Here is a 20,707-nt window from a genome sequence, read left to right as displayed (position 1 = left end):
TCAATCTAATAAGTTTACCAATTCTTTTTTCATATCTTCATCTATTTCTCTATAACGACTGAAAGCTTTACTTCCCTCTTTGTGTCCACTCAAAGCCCCAATCAAATTAGGGTCTTTTACTTTTTTGTAAATGTTGCCAATAAACGTTCTGCGAGCCATATGGCTACTAGCAACCTCATAAAGGTATTTTTTGACACCTTCATTAGTAAGTGGGTCAAGTACTGTAACAATTCTATCTATTTCTGCCAATTTAAATGCTTTCTTTATTGCATCATTATATTTCTGCTCTGAAATAAAAGGCAAAAGCATCTTACCATCATATGCTTCGTATTTTTTTAATATATCCTTCGCTTTATTATTAAGGGGAACACGAACAGTGATAGGATTGCCATCTTTTGTTTTTCTTGGGACATATTCAATGGCATCATTTATTATATTTTGTTTAGTCATACGATAAAAATCGCCAATACGACAACCTATCAATGACTGAAATACAAATATATCCCGCTGCAATTCTAAATGTTTATTTTCGGAAAAATCCTTTTCATATAACTTATCACGCTCTTCAATTGTAATATAAAAAGGTGTTCCATAAGTACAATCATCAATTTTAAACTTATCGAAAGGTTTATTTATCGTTTTATTATGTTTATAGCACCATAAAAAGAATGTCCTTATTTTACAAAGACAATCAATTATGGTATTTTTTCCTCGTTGTTTTGGAACTCGCTTTTCAGGAATTTGCTCATATATAGAAGGATACAATTCATAATATATGTGCTCATTTTCTAAAAAATCTGATATGTCATATAATGTATCGGAAGTGATATGATTAATGTTCAAAGTAAATGAACCTTTATTTTTTTTGTATTTCTTACATATAATTCATACCGCAGGAGAATTCTTTTAATTACTCGGAAATTTTTTTTCTAACTTCTGATAGCTTGTGCTTTAGTAGAAAATCATCAAAAAGTTCTGCAAAAGATAGATTTCTTTCAGCTTCTATCTGTTCTTTATTTTTATACTTGTCTGGGTGATGATATTTATCAATCATTACGTTTAGCCATTCTCCATCTGCATCTTCATCATAATTTTGAGTGATAAAAGAAATAATATTTTGAATATCATTTTTCAACTTTATTTTTTCACTATCGCCAATTAACGCTACCCTATCTTTATAACCTTGTTTTTCCGCATTCCAATGATTTGGATTAATAGTTAACTCACTTGCCGATTTAATATCTTTATTCTTATCACGTAAGCGAAAATAAATTGTTGCTTGGATTTCGGTATTATTTTTATTTGCGGACTTCCTTAAAAATGCTGAAACTTTCATAATTAATTGAAATTGATTTATACAAAGATATTAAATACGTTCCAAATATGCTCCCAAATTGTTCCCATACAACCTAAATTCAGTTAAATAAGATTAAATTCAATTAAATAATAAACCCGCTTCAAAACATTAAATATCAGTTACATAAGATAAACATACACTTGAAAAAGTAATATTACAGATGAATAACATTTAACTATTTCAACTCTGGTACTGGGTACAACCGAAAAGCACTAATTATTTCTAATTGGTGCTTTTTATTTTTATAACATTTATACTCAATAAGTAAAACACTGATAATCAAAAAAAATAATTTATGTAATTAATAAAATCCGGCTTCTGGTCTATGTGCTTAACCAAGTTCGAACTATATAATACAAATTATCAAAAACGGTGAGAAATTTCAATACATATTTCTTTCAAGCCTATTCCAACTTCTTCATTAATAATCGAATTTCTGTATTCACAGGAAAAACAATATGGTACAGAAGTGAAATTTTATTATGTTGTTTTAAAATATGATCATCCATAAATCGAAACTACATCTTTTTATTTTTTGAAAAACCATCCGTTTTTCAAACTTTTCCTCTTTTAACCCCGAGGCAGAGCTTCGAGGAATTCTTTAGATTAAAATAAAAAATTAATCTAAGTTAACTTCCTTATGAAAACTATTTAGACTTTTTATTTATTGTTGTCATCTTTCTTACTGGAGAATACATTTTTGATCGCAGAATAGCACTTGTTAATTGGTATGTTCTCAGACATTTACTAAGCTCGAAAAGCAAAACTTGGTAATAATCATACGTTCCCTGAAGTTCAGTAATTCTTTGTCTTAAGATTTTATCATCATCTTCTGTAACCGTAATATTTCCATACAGATCGTAAAATTGTTTATAACGTTCAAAAACATTTATCAGATCCTGATGCTCTTTAGTATCAATTCTTTTCATTATACTTTAATGATATTACTAAATTATTTCTTCATATTAATTCCATGTTGCCAATCGCTTTCCCACAATATTTTCAACGAATAATCCGGCATTTCATTCCCTGAAGTTTTTGAGTAAATCTTGCTCAATGCAGAAGAAAGTATGGTTTCATTAGGATCTCCTAAAGGTAATAATGGCAAAAAAGAAAATTCATTAACAGAAATCTGGGGTGAAATTCCGTTACTATATTCTCCTTCCTCGTTGGCATTATAAACTTTATAAATTACCGGATGAATCTGCCAGGAAATTTTAGGAGGATTACGCTTATCTTCAATAGCAAAACCTGCCATATCTTTTCCTAGAGTAGTTCCACCTACCTGAATTACTTCTATGTAGGGTTTAAGATTATTAATCACAATTTCGGAAGCTGACGCTGTGCTTTCGGAAGTTAAAATATAGACTTTGTTAAACCCTAAAGTATTAGCGTGTAAAATATTAAAACCCGGTGCACTTTTATCATAAGCGATTTGTTGTGAAAAATTCATTTTTACTTCTCCTCCGTTTTTATTCCCTCTATAAATAATGAAAGGAGAATTGGCAGAAATTCCTGCCGGAATCATCGCACAGAGCGCAGCCGCAGAAGCTACCGAACCTCCGTAATTATATCTTAAATCTAAAACCAAAGCCTGAACTCCTAATCCTTTAAACTCAGAGAATTTCTGTAAAAGAAGCTGAGCCATTCCATCCGGAAAATCATAAATATACAAATAGGCGGTTTTCTTACCATTGTATTCAAAAATCTTTGAAACTAAAGACTGATCAAGGGTGAAACCGTAATATACCGTAATGTCTTTTTCGTTAGTAATATTCCCGTTATTCCAATCTCCGACAGAAAGATGAAGAACCGTGGAATTGATGATAGAGGATGATATTGTTCCCATATTTGCAGAAGTAATCACCGCCCCATTAATTTTGGTAATAACCATTCCACGTTTCAGACCTGCATTTTGAGCCGGCGAATTCTGCAAGATCAGTTTAATAACCGTTACAATTTTTCCATCCGGCTGTTGAAGTATCGTATAATCAAAACCATACCTACTGCGAACTGATTTCGGATAAGTAGATGCGTCTTTCGTATCCAAAATAAATGAAAACCTATCCTGTGGAGATAAAAGATTCTTGAAGAAATCTTTTGTAGGAAGACTATAATTAGGTTTTGAAGGCATTTGCTCCGCCCAATAATAATAACGTCTCATACTGTCCTGCACCCACAAGTTAACAGATTCTGTACTGCCTTCAGGAAAATCAGGAATTCCCTCATCATCCCGCCTGCAGGAAACAATCGAGATAAAGGCGAAAAATGACAAAAGCAGAAATTTAAACTGATTTCCGTAAAGATTTTTAATTAATGTTATGTTCATTGTGATTTTGGTTGAAAACAGTCAGTTATAATTTAATAGGATCTTTTTTCAGATTCTTATGATCTCTTTTGTTCAGATAGTTTTTATTATTTACAGATAATCTGCTACATCAATATCGCCTTTTATAACTAAATTTCCGTTTTCCTGTTTTTCCTGTAAAACGATCATATTCACTCGGTCGTTATTGATGTGTACTTGCTTTAGTGTTACCATTACGGAAGTTGTACCGATATAAGGGTCGATAGTTCCAGGCTTGTAGAGTTCGAAATAGACTGGTGTATTGATATTAAAATTGTTGTATACCTGAACACTAGTAAATGATTTCTTCCCGATTTCATCAAAGCTCGCCAGTACAGTCCCGTTATCTCTTTTCAAAATACCCTTCACACTTTCTAAATCTGAACCTGAAAATTCCCCAATATTCGGAAAAATGAAGACATAGCCTACTTTTCCGAGATTGACTGTTGGTTTTACCGCAGAAGCCTGAAGGAAAATTCCCGGCAGGTTGAAGAAATTCAATATTTTATATTGATCAACATTATCATAGTTAATATTGAATATTTTGATTTCTGCTCCGGTATCTTTGTTATAAATCCCAAGTATATCGGTTTCTCCTTTATCCAGCACAAAACTGAGTTTGGTAGTAATACTATTGGTGTAAGACGTATTCCCGTTGATAGACACAGGTTCTCCGTTCAATCGAAGCTGTAAGATATCGGGCTTGGAGTATCCTTTAATATTGACCTCTGCTGGTTTTTGGGCTACATCATAGGGCTGCAACGATTCATCTGTGCAGGAAAACAAGCTCATCAATGCAGTGAGTGCAATTATCTTTTTCATATATAGATTAATTTATAATTTCAATTTTATGTTCGATCTTACTGCTTCATTTTAGACATTTGCAAAAACAGTGGATCCAAAGAGAGCTCCAATTAATAGAATTTTTTATTTTTTTGATATTGAAATAAAGCCCTTCACTGTTAAAACAAAGGGCTATATTTTACAAAACAAGCTCTTGTATATTCGTTCTCTATATACCGTAGCCATAGGTATCATTCAATGGGTTTTTAAAAAGAATATCAGCCATTGTTTTTGATGAGGTGAAAAAAATTATTTCTTGATAAACTTTGTTGTGCTTAGGTTACTGCCTGTTTCTACCGTTAGAGTATAAATACCTTTTGGTAATTCATTTACGTTGATCTGCCCATTGCTTACCACCGTGGAAAGTAACTGCTGTCCTGCCGGATTATATATTTTCACAGTAGCTTTGCTTATATTTTTCAGGTACAGCACATCTGTCACAGGGTTAGGATATACCGTTATTGTAGATTTGGCTTTTGCCTCTGATGTACCTAAAAAATTTGAGTCTGCATAAACCTGTATCTCATCTATTTGAAAGGTATTTGATGAGTTTGTATCTTTAAATGGTAATGTACTGATTGCTGATGAATTGCTTGCAAAGTTAACATTATTCCAAAATCCAATATAGATTTTCTGCCCTGCATATTGGGAAAGGTCAGCCGTTGCCTGGGAGAATAAAGCATTGCTCTCAGCAATATAATCTGCATTGGTAATGCTTAGCAATTTAGGAATTACATTAGGATTACTACCGTTATTATTAGCTGTTGTAATATCAGTACGGAGAGCTTGGAAATCGGCTACACCAGGAACTGGTTTTGTCGGTGTGCTTACATAAACAAAAATGTGTCTGTTGGTATTATTACTTGCAGAAGTGGTGTTATAAGTAATTACTCTTCCAATCATAGCCGCCAGAGTAATGGTTCCCGAAGCTGTCGTTAAATCTATTTCTGGCGAAATTACCCAATCTTCAAAATCGTTGAGATAACCATCCTGAAAATTCGCCGGACCTCCAATAACATTTGGTTTATATGCGCTGTGCCTCAAAACATAATCGGGTGACACCTCCTCATACATATTGGGAGTTGCAGCATTGCGCACCACATGTTTTCCTATATTCCACGTGTTATTATTATTGTTTCCGTCATAGAATATCCACCCGGCTCTTTCCTGTGGAGTATTAAAGGTATTTTCCCAAACAAGTACCTGTGCATGAATAACACCGGATAATATTAGACTAAAGAAAACTAAAAACTGGTTTATATTTTTCATAATTAAAATTATATAAAGAAAGCAGGTGACAGCTTACCGCCGCCTGCTTTCGGGTTAATTACTTTGAGAATTAAAATGAATAATTTGTCCAAGTTCCATTATAACTCCAGCTTCTTGGAGCAATACTCCAGCTACCTTCGTTAAAGAATGGGTTTCCTCCCGTCAGGAAGAAAGTTGCCGCAGGAGTACCTGTTGCTATGTTAGTGATACCTGACGTACCAGTTCCAGTAACAGCAGTTGTAAAACCATGTGCATAAATAGTAGAAAGATTAAGTGTTGCCAATGCAGAACCTGTACCTTCTACTCTAATACCTGTAGGATATCCAGTAACCAATGCGTCGTTTAGGGTAAGCTGCCCATATCTTCTTACATGAACTCCATTTTCATATAAAGCTCCCTGTGTATTATTTTTAGCACCTATAATTGTCAGGTTATTGATGATCGGATGCGTAAGCAATGTTGTAGATGTACCTCCTGAATTGTTGTCTAATTCGATTCCATTAGAATCAGGGTTACCACCACTTAGGCTATGAGTAGAATTGTAATTTGCTAATGAAAGCGCATTGGTAATAGTACCTGTATAACCCTGATCAAAATCAAAATTATCATCATCTGCAGCAAATGACACCAAATTAGAAGCATTTACTGTTCCACCGAAGAACTCGAAAGAATCATCTTTACCATACGAAACCTGAATGCTGTTTAAGGTAGTTCCAGAGCCTACACCCCCTAATGTCAAACCGTTGATCTCATTACCTGAGTTAGGTGCTAAAAGGTCAAAACCGGCAAACTCTATACGTACGTAAGTTAAAGATCCTCCATTATGGGTAGTGTTAGTCCCTCCATACTGGTAATTAGGACCGTTAAGCCCTTCTATTGTAGTAGTGGTATTTCCGTTATTTGTAGGGGCATCTCCCAAAATTACTATTCCACCGAAATCTCCAGGGGCTCCCGTTGTTTCAGCATCACAATCTAATAAGTTATAACTGGTAAATACAACAGGAGCGGCAACTGTACCGTTGGCATTTAATTTACCACCTTTTTGCACTACCAAAACACCACTCGCAGTATTATTTGCTTTCGGCTTAGATTTGATGTAAGTCCCAGCATCAATTGTAAGGGTAACCCCACTTGGTACATTTAAAATACCGTCAATTTCCCAAATCTTGTCAGCAGTCCAATGAATTGGAGCTGTAGAAGATCCTACATCTCCCGAAACAGTCTGTACAGGACGACTACAAACAGATGAATATTCTGCTGATGTAGACTTCATATTAAAGTTCGAATCTGATTCTGCTAAAGAATCATTTTGGCGACAAGCTGTAAATGATAGAGCTGTCATCGCTACCAGAAAGAAATTTTCATAATATTTAGTAATTTAGTAGTTTTGTCTCGGGCTTCGCATTTTATTGCCCGAAACAGGTTAATTAGCCGGGAGACAATGCCTTTTTGTCTCCATTTTTTGTTTATGATCTTCGCAATGCCGAAAGGCACAACATCGTGAAGGTATTACCGAAATTCCAAAATCTTTGCAAAACCAGCACTTGACGAGCACGGTTGTTATGCTATACGCTCTAAGATTTCTCACTCCGAAAGGCGGGTTTTCCTCAGATAATGGTTTTACGGTTGAATGAACGCTGCGCTTTTTCAGCTTACGGGCTGATGTTTATTCTGTTTCTCTGTCGTATCAAGTCTGTCGAGATATTTTATGGATTCGTTAACAGGCCTAAGGTTACTCATCGGAATGACAATGAACATTTTAAAATGTATAATTTATGCTCAATCCTAAAGTTCTGCCTCTGTATGCACGGAACAGGATTTTGTCTATATCCTTATCATACTTATCCGTTGCTCCAGGCATCAGTCCTAAACCCTCCCTTGTTGCAGCGATAGTATTTCCATCTGCTGTTTGCACCGAATAAGAATTATAATTGTTATAATATTCTATTACTCTGTTAAAAATGTTTTTAGCATTGAATTTTATTTCAAGGTTTTTATCTTTAAGCAGTTTATATGACACCTGTGCATCTGCCACGGCATAAGGTCTCTGGATTTCTTCTCCGTTATAGTCATAGCCCACGGTAATATATTGTTCACCTTTAGCATTGTAGAGGAAGTTTAGTCCTAATCGTTCTCCGTCATACGATAATCCCAGATTATATGCCCAAGGAGTCTGCCCATAGAGTGGACGCTCTACTTCGTAGGTTTCAGCATTATTTTCAGTATTGAAACGGTTTTTAAATGCCACAACTTTCGTATCATTATAAGTGAAATTTCCACTCACAAATAAGTTATTCAGCAATGTATTTTCTGCTATGAAGCCAAGATTTTTTCTTACCTCTACTTCAAAACCTTTAAGCTTTGCATTGGCTGAATTTCCGTTATAGAGATATAAATTGCCCTCATTGGAAATATATCCTTCCCTTTCAATAGGGCGGGCAATATCTTTGTAATACAACCCTGCAGAGATAATTTCCCCTAATCCAGGAAACCACTCAAACTTAAAATCGTAATTATCAATTACAGATGAAGTTAATTCCGTATTATAAATCAAAGCATTAGCTACCGGATCAAAGTAAGGGAGGCCTGTTCTTTCGTTAAACTGCGGACGTAATACAGAACGGCCATAGGCTAACCTAAGATTCATTTTATTGGTTGGACTATACGTAAAGTTGGCAGAAGGCATCCATTGCCAAACCCTGTCTTCAATTGGTTCTTTGTTAAGATTTCGTGAATCATCAGGATCTAACTGCTGTGAAATTTGCTCATATTTAAAATACTCTGCCCGAACACCCCATACCAAACGTAGCTTATTTCCCAAACGGTTATCCAACATCAAATAAGGAGCGTGTTGGGTAACCTCGCCCTCGTATTTGCTGTTTTTATACAATGGTTTGGTCTGCCAGCCGATTCCGCCTGTTGTATAGTGAGAACCATCAAACCAATCTGTCAAAGCCCCATACATCATTAAATAATTTCGTTCGTTGATTGGGACATTTGCTCGATTTTCATCTACTTTTAAGAAGAATTTTTCCTGTGCATTGGTATTGTTTTTCAATGCTCCGGCATAACCTACTTTAATATCATTTTTGAAGTTTCCCACATCCATACTCCATTTGAACGATGTCCCAAAATTGTAATCGGTCTCTTTGCTTTCTATATATCCTCTGGAAAAATTATTACCGGAATTATAAATTTGATTGTAGGTTAAAATTTCGTTACCAATAAATTGATAATAGGTTTGATGTTGTGTATAGTCTTTTGTGTCTGATTCTACCCCTGTTCTTGCTGCAAACCAGCTCAGCTCGGCGTTTCCTATTTTATGGCTTCCTTCTAATTTATTTTGCAGTAAAGTCTGATAAACCGGATAAACTGTATTATCCGTATAAGGTCTATCCATCGACTGAAGCTGAGAAGGATCATTATTCGGAATTACTCCGTTATAAAAATAGTTGTATGATGCCTCTGCATTTTCCGGCATTCCGCTTCCTCCGGTATATTCGTTCCATCCGGTTACCCTTGTAAGGGTATTATCATAAATATGGGTATACGAATTGCGGAACGAAATTCTGCTTTTCCCCAACTGCAATCCGAAATTCAACATTCCTGCCACTGTAGAATTGTAAGAATAAGAAGCTCCTTTATTTTTGAAGTTGTAAAATTTTACCGGTGCCAAGCCCTGCTGCTGCTCTTTCCCTATGGGTCCTGCGGTATCCAGCCAGTTTCCTCTACCCGTGTGGTCTATATCTAATTTATTCTGTTCATTTCTTACAGTTACAGCTCCTGCAAATCCCCACTTGTTATTGTTTTTCATCTTAAAGCTTTTTCCGAAAGCCAACTGATAATTTGAGTTTAGGTCTGCTGTTGTTTTAAAAGTAGAAAAGTTGTCCTTAAACTGTTTAGACTGCTCGAAAAACTGAGGATTATTCCAGTCCATTGGCTCCAGCCCTTTTGGGAAATTCCTTGTCCCGTCATCATATCCCCAGTAATCGTTCTTCCCTCTCTGTCTTGTAAGAAACTCCTTAAACGTAGAAATATCGTTATAAGAAGAACCCATACTAAGCGTTAAGAAATCTTTATTCGGGATGTCTTTTGTATGTACTTCCACATAACCTCCTGCAAAGCTGGCGTTCATATCTGGAGTAGCCGTTTTACTTACTACCACACTCTCTACCATCGCAGTAGGGATAATATCGAATGAAAAATTATTGTTATACGCTTCTGTGCTTGGAAGATTGATACCGTCCATCGCTGCCGTATTCCAACGTTCGCCCATAGAACGCACTACCACATATTTATTGTCCACCGTAGTAACACCGGTTACTCTTTTCAGTGTAGCTCCTACATCACTATCCGGTGTTTTGGAGATTTGCTCTGCAGAAATACCGTCGCTCATCTGGGCTGCCTTTTTCTGCTGTGCCAGTAAACCAGCTTGTGTATCTGCCTTTCGGATACCGGTAATCACCACTTCTTTGATAGATGTTTCATTTTCAGATGCAGATCTCATCACAAAAGAAACAGTGTTAGTTTCATTACCTTTTACTGTAAGCTTTTCTACACGCAGTGAGCTGTATTTTTCAGCTTTTACGGTAAGTGTGTATTCTCCAGATGGAAGATCCAGAGAAAAATCCCCATTGTTATCGGTAACCACGATTTTTCCTGCAACACTTACCACTGCTCTTGTAACAGGTTCTCCAACTTCATTTACAATTTTTCCCGAAAGATGCCCGTTTCCCGATACTACAGCATTTGAGCCATTATATTTCAGAGATATTAAATTCCCTCTCATTCTGAAGGCTATCGGAAGCCCTGTTATAACTTCCTGTAAGCAATCGTTCACCGGAATGCTTTCGCATTTAACATTTTTTATTTTAAGTCCTTTAAAATCTTCTTTAGAATAGGTAAACCCCAAACCCGTTCTTGCCGCAAATTCCTCCAGGGTTTTAACTAAAGGGCTACCTGCAGGAAAGGCAAAAGATACTTTTTGTGTCAATTCCTGTGCTTGCAACGATACTGCAAAAAACACAGCCGCTACCGTTAGCCCACATTTTATTTTTCTCATTATTATTTATTTCCTTTTTATTAGAAGAATATTTTATAGAATTGTCTGCTACTTTTTCAGGGTATATGTATTATTATCTTTCTGAACTTCCATTCCTACGGCAAAAGCCAAAACTTCAATATTTTCATCTATATTTCCTTTAAGTTCTGCTGAAATCTTTTTAGTTCCTATTCCTGCAGGATAAAAAATATTGATACTGTAATGCTTTTTCAAGACTTCTATAATTTCACCAAACGGTACCTCATTAAAACTTAAAGATTCTATTTTTGAACTCTTTCTGCCCGATGGTGAATCAGGATTCTTCGTATATACTGCTGCTGTACGGGTTATCCCGAAATTAGTCCACACCTGATTGGGCTTCAGATAAGATATCGGAACACCTGCATAAGAAACAGCTACTTTACCCTCATAAAGATCAACCGCTTTATCATTTCCTGACTGCGAGATTTTAAAAACCGTTCCTAAAACTTTAGTTTTGAAACCATCGGCATTTACAATAAATGGATGTATTTTAGATTTTGCCACAGAAAATATTGCATCTCCTTTTAAAGCAACAATTCTGGTATCTGCAGGAAAAGATTTTTCTACCGTAAGTTCAGCACCGTGAAATAAGGTTACCGTGGAACCGTCAGCCAGATGAATTTTTCGGTTTCCCAGATCTGCAACATATACATCTGGCTTAAAGTAAGTATGATAGGTGAAAATTCCGCCCAATGATATTAAGAACAGCATAATTGCTGCAGCCTGATACCAATATTTTCCAGAGGTGTTTTTCTGATTAATATGTTTTGATTGAATAAAATAAGGCTCTAATGACAATAAAATTTTTTGCTTTGATTCGTTGATCTGATTGACATCCAAATCTTTCCCAACCTGAAATTTCCATTTTTCCAAAATTTCAGTTTCCTTCTGTGAGATTTTTTCTCCGGAAACTTCTCGGTACCAAAGTCTGAAAACAAATGCTTCAACTTTCTTATAATTTAAACTCTTCATAAAATATTTAATTCTAAATGCCTACTACTGATAAGACTGTGAAATTGAAAAACTTCCCCAGAGCCAGTGTAACATCTAATTAACATTACAGCCAACTTGTTCACAATCTTATCCGTTTATGATACATTATCAACATTCCATTCATATTTGAAAGCTATTTCTTCGAAATAATTAATACTGGATTTACGAAAGTTCACAAAAAGTTAATTTTACATTAGGTAATTTTGCAAGTGCAATTATGAACCTGACAGATCAAGCTTTATTGAATAAAATAAAAACTGGAGACAGAACTGCTTTTATGCTTTTGTATGAAAGATATTGGGATAGTCTTTATGCTTTTGTTTTGGGAAGAACGAAGAATAGAGAAATCGCAGAAGAGATTTTACAAAACCTCTGGATTAAAATTCTTGAAGATACAGATACAATACAATCTGATGAGTCTGAAAATGCAAAAGGCTACCTGTTGCGTCATCTGCATTACAGAATAATTGACTTTTATAATAGTTCAAAAAAAGATTCATCAATTATAAGCATTGATGAATCTGACATGTTAATAGAAATCACAGATACAGAATATTTTGAAATTCTTGAAGAAAATGATATTTCTGCTCTATTTGAAATGATTGACACCGTAGTTTCACAGCTTCCGATGACCGAACAAAAAGTTTTTGATATGAGAATACGTAAAAATATGTCTGTTGACGAAACCGCAGAAGCTTTGGGTATAAGTAACAAAACGGTAAGCAACAAACTAAGTAAAACTCTAGGCGAAATACGCGAAAAACTAAATCCCGATTACCAATCTTCTAAGAAACTGATCACTTTACTCCTACTGATGGAAATTCTGGCAAAACAATAGAATTTTAAAGTTTACAAATTACATCGGATATTGGTTGTAAGAATTACCCTTTTCTAAGGCTTTTAGCTTGTAATCTTTACCTTGGACTTTAATTCTGATTTAGATCAAAATTCAGTAATATTTCTGTACTACATAAAATGATTAAATTGTTCTATAAAATCAAAACTGTCAGCAGAATTTCTGCTGACAGTTTTTTTGGAAAGTAAAAAAAATAAGTAAAATTAATATCCTTCGTTCTGAACCAGATATCCTGGCGCACTTGACGCTCCATCGATCGCAGATTGAGGAATTGGAAACAGTCTTTTTCTGACATCAGCATTGGTTTTTGAAGCATACGTATCTTCAAAGTGACCAAATCTGATCATATCTGTTCTTCTGCTATATTCCCAATACAGTTCAAAACCTCTTTCACGGTAAAGCAAATCAAGATTAATTGAAGTTAAAGCGGGTGGCGTAACGAGCGGACGAGCCGTTCTTGAAGCTCTTACAAAATTCACATCAGCTAAAGCCGCACCGTTATTTCCTTTTCTCAATTGAGCCTCGGCTCTCATCAAATAAATATCAGCCAACCTTAGCAAAACAATATCAGCCTGACCTTTGTTTCTTCCTGTATCTGAAGTGCTGCTGAATTGATATTTTGCTACTCTGTAACCGTCTGAGTAATCTTTATTATTAGGATTTTCAAGATCAATATCAATAGTGTGGTTTACATAAGTTGTAAAACCATTTCTCTGCTCAATCATCGGATAAATTTTATACTGGCCGTTTTCCATCTTGAAAGGCTGTCCATTAGCCGGATTTCTTAAACCCCACTGAATACCACGCTGAATACCTCTGTTAATTTGGTACGTTGCACCGTTTACCAGAAAATAATGATCAGAATCATTAGCCGGGGTTATTCCGGTAAGATTCTGTAAATTCTGTGGAATCACTAGGTTCTCTTTGTAAAATCTCGCATCAGCTTGCGCAGGATCTGTACTTCCGTAAGCTTGTACCCAAGTGTTATAGAAATATTTAGTTAAAGCAGGACCGTCTGTTCCGTTTGCTTTTGGGAAAGCTGCTAATGGATATTGACTTCCTGAAAGCGACCAGTATGCTAATCTGTTGTGTGAAGTTGTTAGATTTGAGCGTTGATCGATTGCGAAAATCAATTCTTTGTTTGAATGATTATTATCGTCGAAAATAGAGAAATATTCTGGCGACAAAATGAATAACCCCGAATTAATTACTTTATTGGTATATTCAATTACTTTATCCATATCAGTTGCAGAGAAACTAGCCGTTCCGTAAGGATTTCTGTACACGCCAGCATTTAGATATAATTGAGCTAAAAATCCGTTAATTGATGCCTGAGAAATTCTTCCCGGTCCTTTTGTATTGTCTACTTGATTCACAACCGCCAAAAACTCACTTTCAACATAAGTTACCGCTTCTGCTCTTCTCAAAATAATAGAATTTTGAGCGGATGCATCTTTTTTAAATACAATTCCCCAATAATCAAGCATCAACATATTATAATAAGCTCTTAAACCTCTCATTTCTGCCAAAGCTTTTGCCGCTTCAGGATCAGTTGCCGCCATTGGCTGTAATCTTTCAATAGCCGTCACCGTTCTTGAAATCATTAATGTAAAAGCGCTCCAAGTATCTTTCACGACAACATTGGTAGTTGTTGGTGTATGTTGATGAAGTTCTATATATTTTCCGCCATCATACCAATCGTTTCCGCTTCCTCTCGGTGGCAAAATTGCCTGATCTGAACTCACCAACTGCAAGCCATAGTTTTTGGTATGTGTAAACGCATCCGGAAGAGGACCATAAGCAGCCGCCATTACCGATATTGCAACGTTATCAGTCTGTGCATCAAGAGATTCGTCAATAATTTGTTCTGAAAGATCACTGCATCCTATATTCACTAAAGCACTCAGACTTAAAATTCTTATTAAAAACTTATTTTTCATTTTTTCTTTTTTTAAATATTAATTAAAATGCGACATTTACTCCAAATACAAAACTTCTCGCTTTCGGATAAGTAGCGTAATCAATTCCGAATGACTGCACTCCACCTTGAGAAATACCCGTGTTGATTTCAGGATCAAATCCTGAATATTTTGTAATGATGAATAAATTTTGAGCAGTTACGGAGAATCTGATGTTTCTGATGTGATCGCCGATTCCTAAGAATTTAGGATTCAGATTATAACCTAAAGTTGCGTTATTCAAACGGAAGTAATCTCCTTTCTCAAGATATCTTGTAGAAATTACGTTGGTATTGTTCGTACTTTCATTCGGAAACTGGGTAGCTGCATCCGTTGTGTTTTGAGAAAGACCAAGGCGACCTCTTGTAAATAATGTTGAGGCAGTATTATTATAGATCATATTTCCTGCAACACCATTGAAATTTAATCCTAAATCAAAGTTTTTGTAAGCCGCTTTTAAGTAAATATTATATGTAAAATCCGGAAGTGCACTTCCTGCAGCAACTCTATCGTTATCAGTGATTGTTCCGTCACCGTCTACATCCCTGAAAACATTGGTTCCGTTTTGATTAAGACCTAAAAATTCTTTCACATAGAATGTTCCGATGGGTTGTCCGTTCAAATATCCGTTAATCACCGCATTGGTTGTTCCGGGACCTTGAGCTTCTCCGGTAGAAATTACTTTGTAAGGGGAATCCTTTACTTTATTTTTTATGACAGATGCATTACCACCGATACTGTAAGTAAAGGCTTTATTCAGATCACTGTTGTAATTTAAAGCAAATTCCCAACCCTGATTATGAATGCTTACATTCGGGATATTCTGCCAAATTGTTGGTTGTGCGCTGATCGGGTCTGTAGGAGTCATTTCAAGCAAAACTTTATCTGAAACCTTTTTAAAGTAATCAACCGTACCTGTCAAACGATTATTAAACAAACCGAAATCAACACCAATATTGGTCTGTGTAGTAACTTCCCACTGAATGTTTGGGTTTTCGGCTCTTACAAGATAAATTCCTACAGGATAAGTTCCTGAGTCATCCATCGGGTAAGTTGCTTGTCCGCCACCATCGGAGGCAGATTTATAGCTTCTTTTTGTAATTTTATTGGGAATTTCCTGATTTCCCGTTTTACCCCAACTTCCTCTTAGCTTTAAGTTATTGACCATTTCAACATTCGAAAGGAAATTTTCTTTACTGATATTCCAACCTACGGCAACTGAAGGGAAAACTCCGTATCTGTTGTTTTCACCGAATTTAGAAGATCCGTCTGCTCTTAAAGTTGCCGTCAACAAATATTTATCCTGAAAGCCATAGTTTAATCTTCCAAACCAAGACTGAAGCTCGTTTCTGCTTGCCGCTGAAGATGAAGATAATAATTCTTTATAAGCTGTGATCTGATATTTTGGTTCGATCCCGTTGTTTGGGAAACCTCTGTAATTCCATCCTCTTACTTCCATATAAAGTCTTTGGAATGAATGACCCGCCATCACATTAAAATCGTGATTTTTGACTTTAAATTTATAGGTTAAATAGTTTTCAACCAAAGTATTGTTGTTGGAGAAATATTCTAAGCTTAAACTCCCGTCTTCCTGCGGAATTGCATGAGGAATATTTTGTACAGCTCTGTCTGCTTTTGAGTAATCAACTCCTAAATTTAATTTATACGTTAAGCCCTTAATAATCTCAATTGACGGAGAAACATTTGCCAATATTCTGTTATTATCAGTCAGATCACTGTAAATATCTTGACGGATCAGAGGATTGAAAGATCCGTTATTAAAAACTGTTGTAGGAGAACCGTTTGTAAAAGCAGGATAAGTGGGATTCAGAGTCAACATCGTAGAAACAATACTGCTTGTAGTTGGTCTGCTGTTTTCAGTTTTTGTTCCGTTGATGTTGAAATCAATATTCATTCTTCCGTTAAAGGCTTTCTGAGAAACATTCACACGTCCCGAATATCTTCTTAAAGCACTGTTATAAAGAATTCCTTCCTGATCTTCGTAACCTAAAGCTGCATAATAATTAGAATTTTCCGTAGCTCCTGCTGCTGAGAAATTTATATTTTTAGAAATCGCTGTACGAGTCAACTCATCCTGCCAGTCTGTACTTCCACCCATATCATCAATCTTCGCTCCCATTCCATTTACCTGCTTTCTGAATTCATCTGCGCTGAAAACATTCATTTTATTGGCAAGATTAGAAACGGTAAGCGATGAAGAAAGATTCATTTCTGTTCTTCCTTTTTTCCCTTTTTTGGTTGTGATGACAATAACACCATTTGCTCCTCTCGCTCCGTAGATTGCAGATGCAGAAGCATCTTTTAGAACATCCATTGAAGCAATATCTTCAGGATTGATGAAGTTCATCGGGTTTGAGGCAACTCCAGTATTACTGTTATCGATTACAAAACCGTCAATCACGTATAAAGGCGTCGTTCCTGAACGAAGACTTCCTACTCCACGAATGATAATATTTTGGTTGGCTCCCGGTTCACCACTTACGTTGGCAACATTTACTCCGGCAACCTTTCCTTGAAGAAGTTGCCCTACATTGGCTACAAGACCTTTATTAAAATCTTCACTTTTCACAGATCCTATTGCTCCAGTAACATCAGATCTTTTCTGACTTCCGTATCCCACCATTACTACTTCTTCAATATCTTTCAATTTGCTCTCATCCTTGATAGTATCGGATTCTTTTTTTTGCGCAAATGTTAAACTGACACAACTCATCAAAACAGTCGGCACAAGATAAATACGTTTCATTCTTTTTTTTGTGCAAAATTAGGATCGTCGAACGTCAGAATATGTTAATTAAGCTTTAACAAATGAATATTAAAAAGTTAATACAATGTGAATTTTGTTGCCGAAAATTAAATTTACATAAACTTTTTCACCACCATATTCCATAAGAAACTTTTAATCAATAAAATACTTGTTAACATTGATTTCAAAGCTTTTCATGATGCTTTTGAAAGCATGATTTGTAAGTAATTTTGCACACTGATTTCGCATTAATTAAAATTATCAAAAATTCAATCATTATGAAATTTATTTACATAATTACTAAATCCAACAAAGTAATATTATTATCTTTGCTTCTTTTCACAGCATTAATTAAAGCTCAAACCCAAAAACCCCTTAATATTATTTTTATGATTGGCGATGGGATGGGTGTTTCTCAAGTCACTTCAGCATTCTATTTTGGAAATTCAGAACCCAACTTTCAGAAGTTTAAAGTTGTCGGTCTTTCTGAAACTTCTTCCACCAGCGATTGGGTTACCGATTCTGCTGCCGGAGCAACGGCTTTATCAACCGGCGAAAAAACTTACAAACGTGCAATTGGTGTTAATAAAGATTCAATTGCATTACCCACTATATTAGAACAACTTCAGAAAAAAAATTATCAGACAGGATTAATAAGTCTTACAAGCATTACTCATGCAACCCCTGCTTCTTACTATGCTCATGTTAAAGACAGAGATCTTCACGAAGATATTGCGCTAGATTTGGTAAAAGCAAACGTAAATTTCTTAGCAGGCGGCGGATTAAAATTTTTCAATAAAAGAAAAGATGGAAAAAATCTTTTGAATGAATTTAAAAAACTTAATTACAATATAGACACTTTGAAACTTTCAAAACCTATTCAAAATAAAAACAACTTCTACCTCCTAGCGCAGGACGAGCTTCCCAATAAAGTTCAGGGAAGAGGCGATTTCCTTCCTGAAGCTACACAGACGGCTTTAGATTATTTATCAAAGAATAATAAACCATTCTTTCTTATGGTGGAAGGTTCTTTTATAGATTGGGGCGGTCATGCAAAAGATGGCGAAATGATGGTGAAAGAAGTTTTAGACTTCGACAAAACAATTGGTGTGGTGATGGAATTCATCAAAAAAAATCCAAATACATTATTAGTTGTTACAGCAGACCACGAAACTGGTGGCGCAAGCATCGGAAAATATTCGGAAAAAGATCCGGTGACAGGGAAGGAAAAAGAAATCGGAAATAAAGTACAGGTGAATTTCATCGATAATCAACATACAGCGGCTTTGGTTCCTGTTTTTGCAATGGGAAAAAATCAAGAGCTTTTCTCTGGTGTTTACCCAAACAACACAATCTATCACAAGCTTGTTGAAGCGTTGAAAAAAAACGGAATTTCTATTAAATAATTTGAATTTTACTACAATCTTATGTGCTTACATTTAAAAAAAATCACAGGTTTTATCGTTTTGCTTTTTGTTGCGACTGTTTTTGGTCAAACAACAAAAGTACATTCTCATAATGATTACGAACAAAAAGTTCCGTTTTGGTATGCTTTAGGTTCTGGTGCAAATTCAATTGAAGTTGATGTTTTTCTTGAAAACAACGAGCTTTTTGTAGCCCACGACAAAAAAAATATAACCAAGGAACGAACTTTTGAAAGTTTATATTTGAATTCTATTGATAAAGCTTTAGGAATGAACATGATTACGCAGGAATCTCTACAGATTTTGATTGATATAAAGACAGATGCAAAAACAACCTTGCAACAGATTGTAAAATCGATTGAGAAATATCCTGCATTGACTGCTCAAAAAAAGTAAGTTTTGTAATTTCAGGAAATCAGCCAAAACCGGAAGAATATGCTTCTTATCCTGAATTCATTGTTTTTGATTATCAAAAATTGGATAATTTAACAGCAGATCAATGGAAGAAAGTTGCCTTGGTAAGTTTAAGCTTTCCGCAGTACTCTAAATGGAATGGTAAAGGAGGCTTAACGGAAGAAGATTTGCCGAAAATAACCGAAGTCATCAAAAAAGCGAAATCGTTTGGGAAACCATTCAGATTCTGGGCAATTCCCGATGGGAAAACTTCATGGGAATTTTTCACACACAACGGCGTTGATTTTATTAATACAGATCATCCGAAAGAATGTGTGGAATATGTAAATTCTTTGGAGAAAAGAACTTTTAAGAATAATCTATTTTCAGAAGTTTATCAGCCAAAATTTTCCTATTTGAAGAAAAATGTTCCTGTGAAAAATGTTATTTTGTTGATCGGTGACGGAAATGGTCTTTCAGAAATTTCTTCATCCGTTTTAGCAAATAAAGGTGAGCTTACTTTAACGCAGCTTAAAAACATTGGATTAATTAAAACTTCTTCCACTGACAATTTCACCACAGATTCTGCAGCAGGAGCAACTGCTTTTGCAACAGGAAAAAAAACAAAGAACAGATTTATAGGAGTAGATTCTGAAGGAAAAAAAACGGCAAACCTTACCGAAATTCTTTCAGAAAAAGGTTTCAGCACCGGAATTATTACGACTGACGAAATTGTAGGAGCAACGCCTTCTGCATTTTATGCTCATCAAAAAGACCGTGGTATGGAAAAGGAAATTGCTCAAGATTTGCCAAAATCAAAACTCAACTTTTTTGCAGCGGGTGGTAAATCTAAAGTTTCGGGTCTGCATGATTTTAAATTAGCCGAAAGCACGAAGCAGGTTGCAGAAAGTAAAGCAGATCGTTTAGCTTACTATCTTTCAGATAACGGTGTTCCACAAGTTTTGAAAGGTCGAGGCAATCTTTTGGCTGAAACTGTAGAAAGTGGGCTGCAATTTTTAAAAAGCAAGAAAAAACCATTCTTCATCATGATTGAGGCGGCGCAGATTGACAGCGGCGGTCACAGCAATAATGTAGGAACCATCGTTACTGAAGGTATTGATTTTGACAGGGCAATTACAAAAGCAGTACAGTTTGCAGATCAAAACCCAGGGACTTTGGTGATTATTACTGCAGATCACGAGACAGGTGGTTTTAGTATTCCTCATGGTGATCTGAAAACGAGCATTGTTGAAGGTGATTTTACGACAGACGACCATTCAGCTACATTAATTCCTGTGTTTTCATACGGTTCAGGCTCAGAAATTTTTACGGGAGTATACGAGAATAATGAGATTTTCCATAAAATATTAAAAACTTTGAAAGCAAATTAGTATTACAATTATTTTTTCTAAAATAT

General features: G+C 35.5%; 15 protein-coding genes. 4 read left to right on the top strand and 11 right to left on the bottom strand.

The window, feature by feature from the left end:
- The 9 genes from EAG08_RS22350 to EAG08_RS17345 form a co-directional block, all read right to left on the bottom strand.
- Positions 1–843, bottom strand: a complete 843-nt coding sequence (locus tag EAG08_RS22350; RefSeq protein ID WP_228446629.1) for a site-specific integrase — start codon at positions 841–843, stop codon at positions 1–3.
- Between the two features lie 67 nt (positions 844–910).
- The gene (locus tag EAG08_RS22345) at positions 911–1,336 is read right to left on the bottom strand and encodes a hypothetical protein (RefSeq protein ID WP_228446628.1); all 426 of its coding nucleotides are present in this window, start codon (positions 1,334–1,336) and stop codon (positions 911–913) included.
- A gap of 668 nt (positions 1,337–2,004) precedes the next feature.
- A complete protein-coding gene (locus EAG08_RS17375; protein ID WP_129536528.1) occupies positions 2,005–2,286 on the bottom strand; it encodes a hypothetical protein in 282 nt (93 codons plus the stop codon).
- A gap of 23 nt (positions 2,287–2,309) precedes the next feature.
- A complete protein-coding gene (locus EAG08_RS17370) occupies positions 2,310–3,686 on the bottom strand; it encodes a S41 family peptidase (protein ID WP_129536527.1) in 1,377 nt (458 codons plus the stop codon).
- A gap of 90 nt (positions 3,687–3,776) precedes the next feature.
- Complete coding sequence (locus tag EAG08_RS17365; RefSeq protein WP_129536526.1) at positions 3,777–4,526, bottom strand: hypothetical protein; 750 nt, start codon at positions 4,524–4,526, stop codon at positions 3,777–3,779.
- Between the two features lie 270 nt (positions 4,527–4,796).
- The gene (locus EAG08_RS17360) at positions 4,797–5,816 is read right to left on the bottom strand and encodes a T9SS type A sorting domain-containing protein (RefSeq protein WP_129536525.1); all 1,020 of its coding nucleotides are present in this window, start codon (positions 5,814–5,816) and stop codon (positions 4,797–4,799) included.
- 70 nt (positions 5,817–5,886) lie between these two features.
- Positions 5,887–7,158: a hypothetical protein gene (locus EAG08_RS17355; protein WP_129536524.1), complete on the bottom strand. Its 1,272-nt coding sequence runs from the start codon at positions 7,156–7,158 to the stop codon at positions 5,887–5,889.
- A gap of 417 nt (positions 7,159–7,575) precedes the next feature.
- Positions 7,576–10,878 (bottom strand): TonB-dependent receptor, encoded by a 3,303-nt coding sequence (locus EAG08_RS17350; protein WP_129536523.1) that lies wholly within the window; start codon positions 10,876–10,878, stop codon positions 7,576–7,578.
- Positions 10,879–10,926: 48 nt separating this feature from the next.
- Positions 10,927–11,871 carry a FecR family protein gene (locus tag EAG08_RS17345; RefSeq protein WP_129536522.1) on the bottom strand — a complete coding sequence of 315 codons (945 nt, stop codon included), beginning with the start codon at positions 11,869–11,871 and terminating at the stop codon, positions 10,927–10,929.
- Between the two features lie 238 nt (positions 11,872–12,109).
- Between EAG08_RS17345 and EAG08_RS17340 the strand changes: the two genes are divergently transcribed.
- The gene (locus EAG08_RS17340; protein WP_129536521.1) at positions 12,110–12,730 is read left to right on the top strand and encodes an RNA polymerase sigma factor; all 621 of its coding nucleotides are present in this window, start codon (positions 12,110–12,112) and stop codon (positions 12,728–12,730) included.
- A gap of 221 nt (positions 12,731–12,951) precedes the next feature.
- On the opposite strand, the gene EAG08_RS17335 is transcribed toward EAG08_RS17340, so the two are convergent.
- Positions 12,952–14,688 (bottom strand): RagB/SusD family nutrient uptake outer membrane protein, encoded by a 1,737-nt coding sequence (locus tag EAG08_RS17335; protein ID WP_129536520.1) that lies wholly within the window; start codon positions 14,686–14,688, stop codon positions 12,952–12,954.
- Between the two features lie 22 nt (positions 14,689–14,710).
- On the bottom strand, positions 14,711–17,473 hold the full coding sequence (locus EAG08_RS17330) for a SusC/RagA family TonB-linked outer membrane protein (RefSeq protein WP_129536519.1): 2,763 nt from the start codon (positions 17,471–17,473) through the stop codon (positions 14,711–14,713).
- 278 nt (positions 17,474–17,751) lie between these two features.
- Here EAG08_RS17330 and EAG08_RS17325 point away from each other — a divergent pair, with 278 nt between their 5' ends.
- From EAG08_RS17325 to EAG08_RS17320, 3 genes are all read left to right on the top strand, one after another.
- Positions 17,752–18,879 (top strand): alkaline phosphatase, encoded by a 1,128-nt coding sequence (locus tag EAG08_RS17325; protein WP_129536518.1) that lies wholly within the window; start codon positions 17,752–17,754, stop codon positions 18,877–18,879.
- A 21-nt stretch (positions 18,880–18,900) separates the two neighbouring features.
- Complete coding sequence (locus EAG08_RS22340) at positions 18,901–19,293, top strand: hypothetical protein (protein ID WP_228446627.1); 393 nt, start codon at positions 18,901–18,903, stop codon at positions 19,291–19,293.
- Between the two features lie 80 nt (positions 19,294–19,373).
- Entirely contained in the window at positions 19,374–20,681 is a 1,308-nt protein-coding gene (locus EAG08_RS17320) for an alkaline phosphatase (RefSeq protein ID WP_228446626.1), read from the top strand.
- Positions 20,682–20,707 lie beyond the last annotated feature (26 nt).

The organism is Chryseobacterium sp. 3008163 (assembly GCF_003669035.1).
In the GTDB taxonomy this organism is placed as follows: domain Bacteria; phylum Bacteroidota; class Bacteroidia; order Flavobacteriales; family Weeksellaceae; genus Chryseobacterium.
The sequence above is the reverse complement of the archived record's forward strand: the minus strand, read 5'-3'. Positions and strand labels throughout refer to the sequence as shown.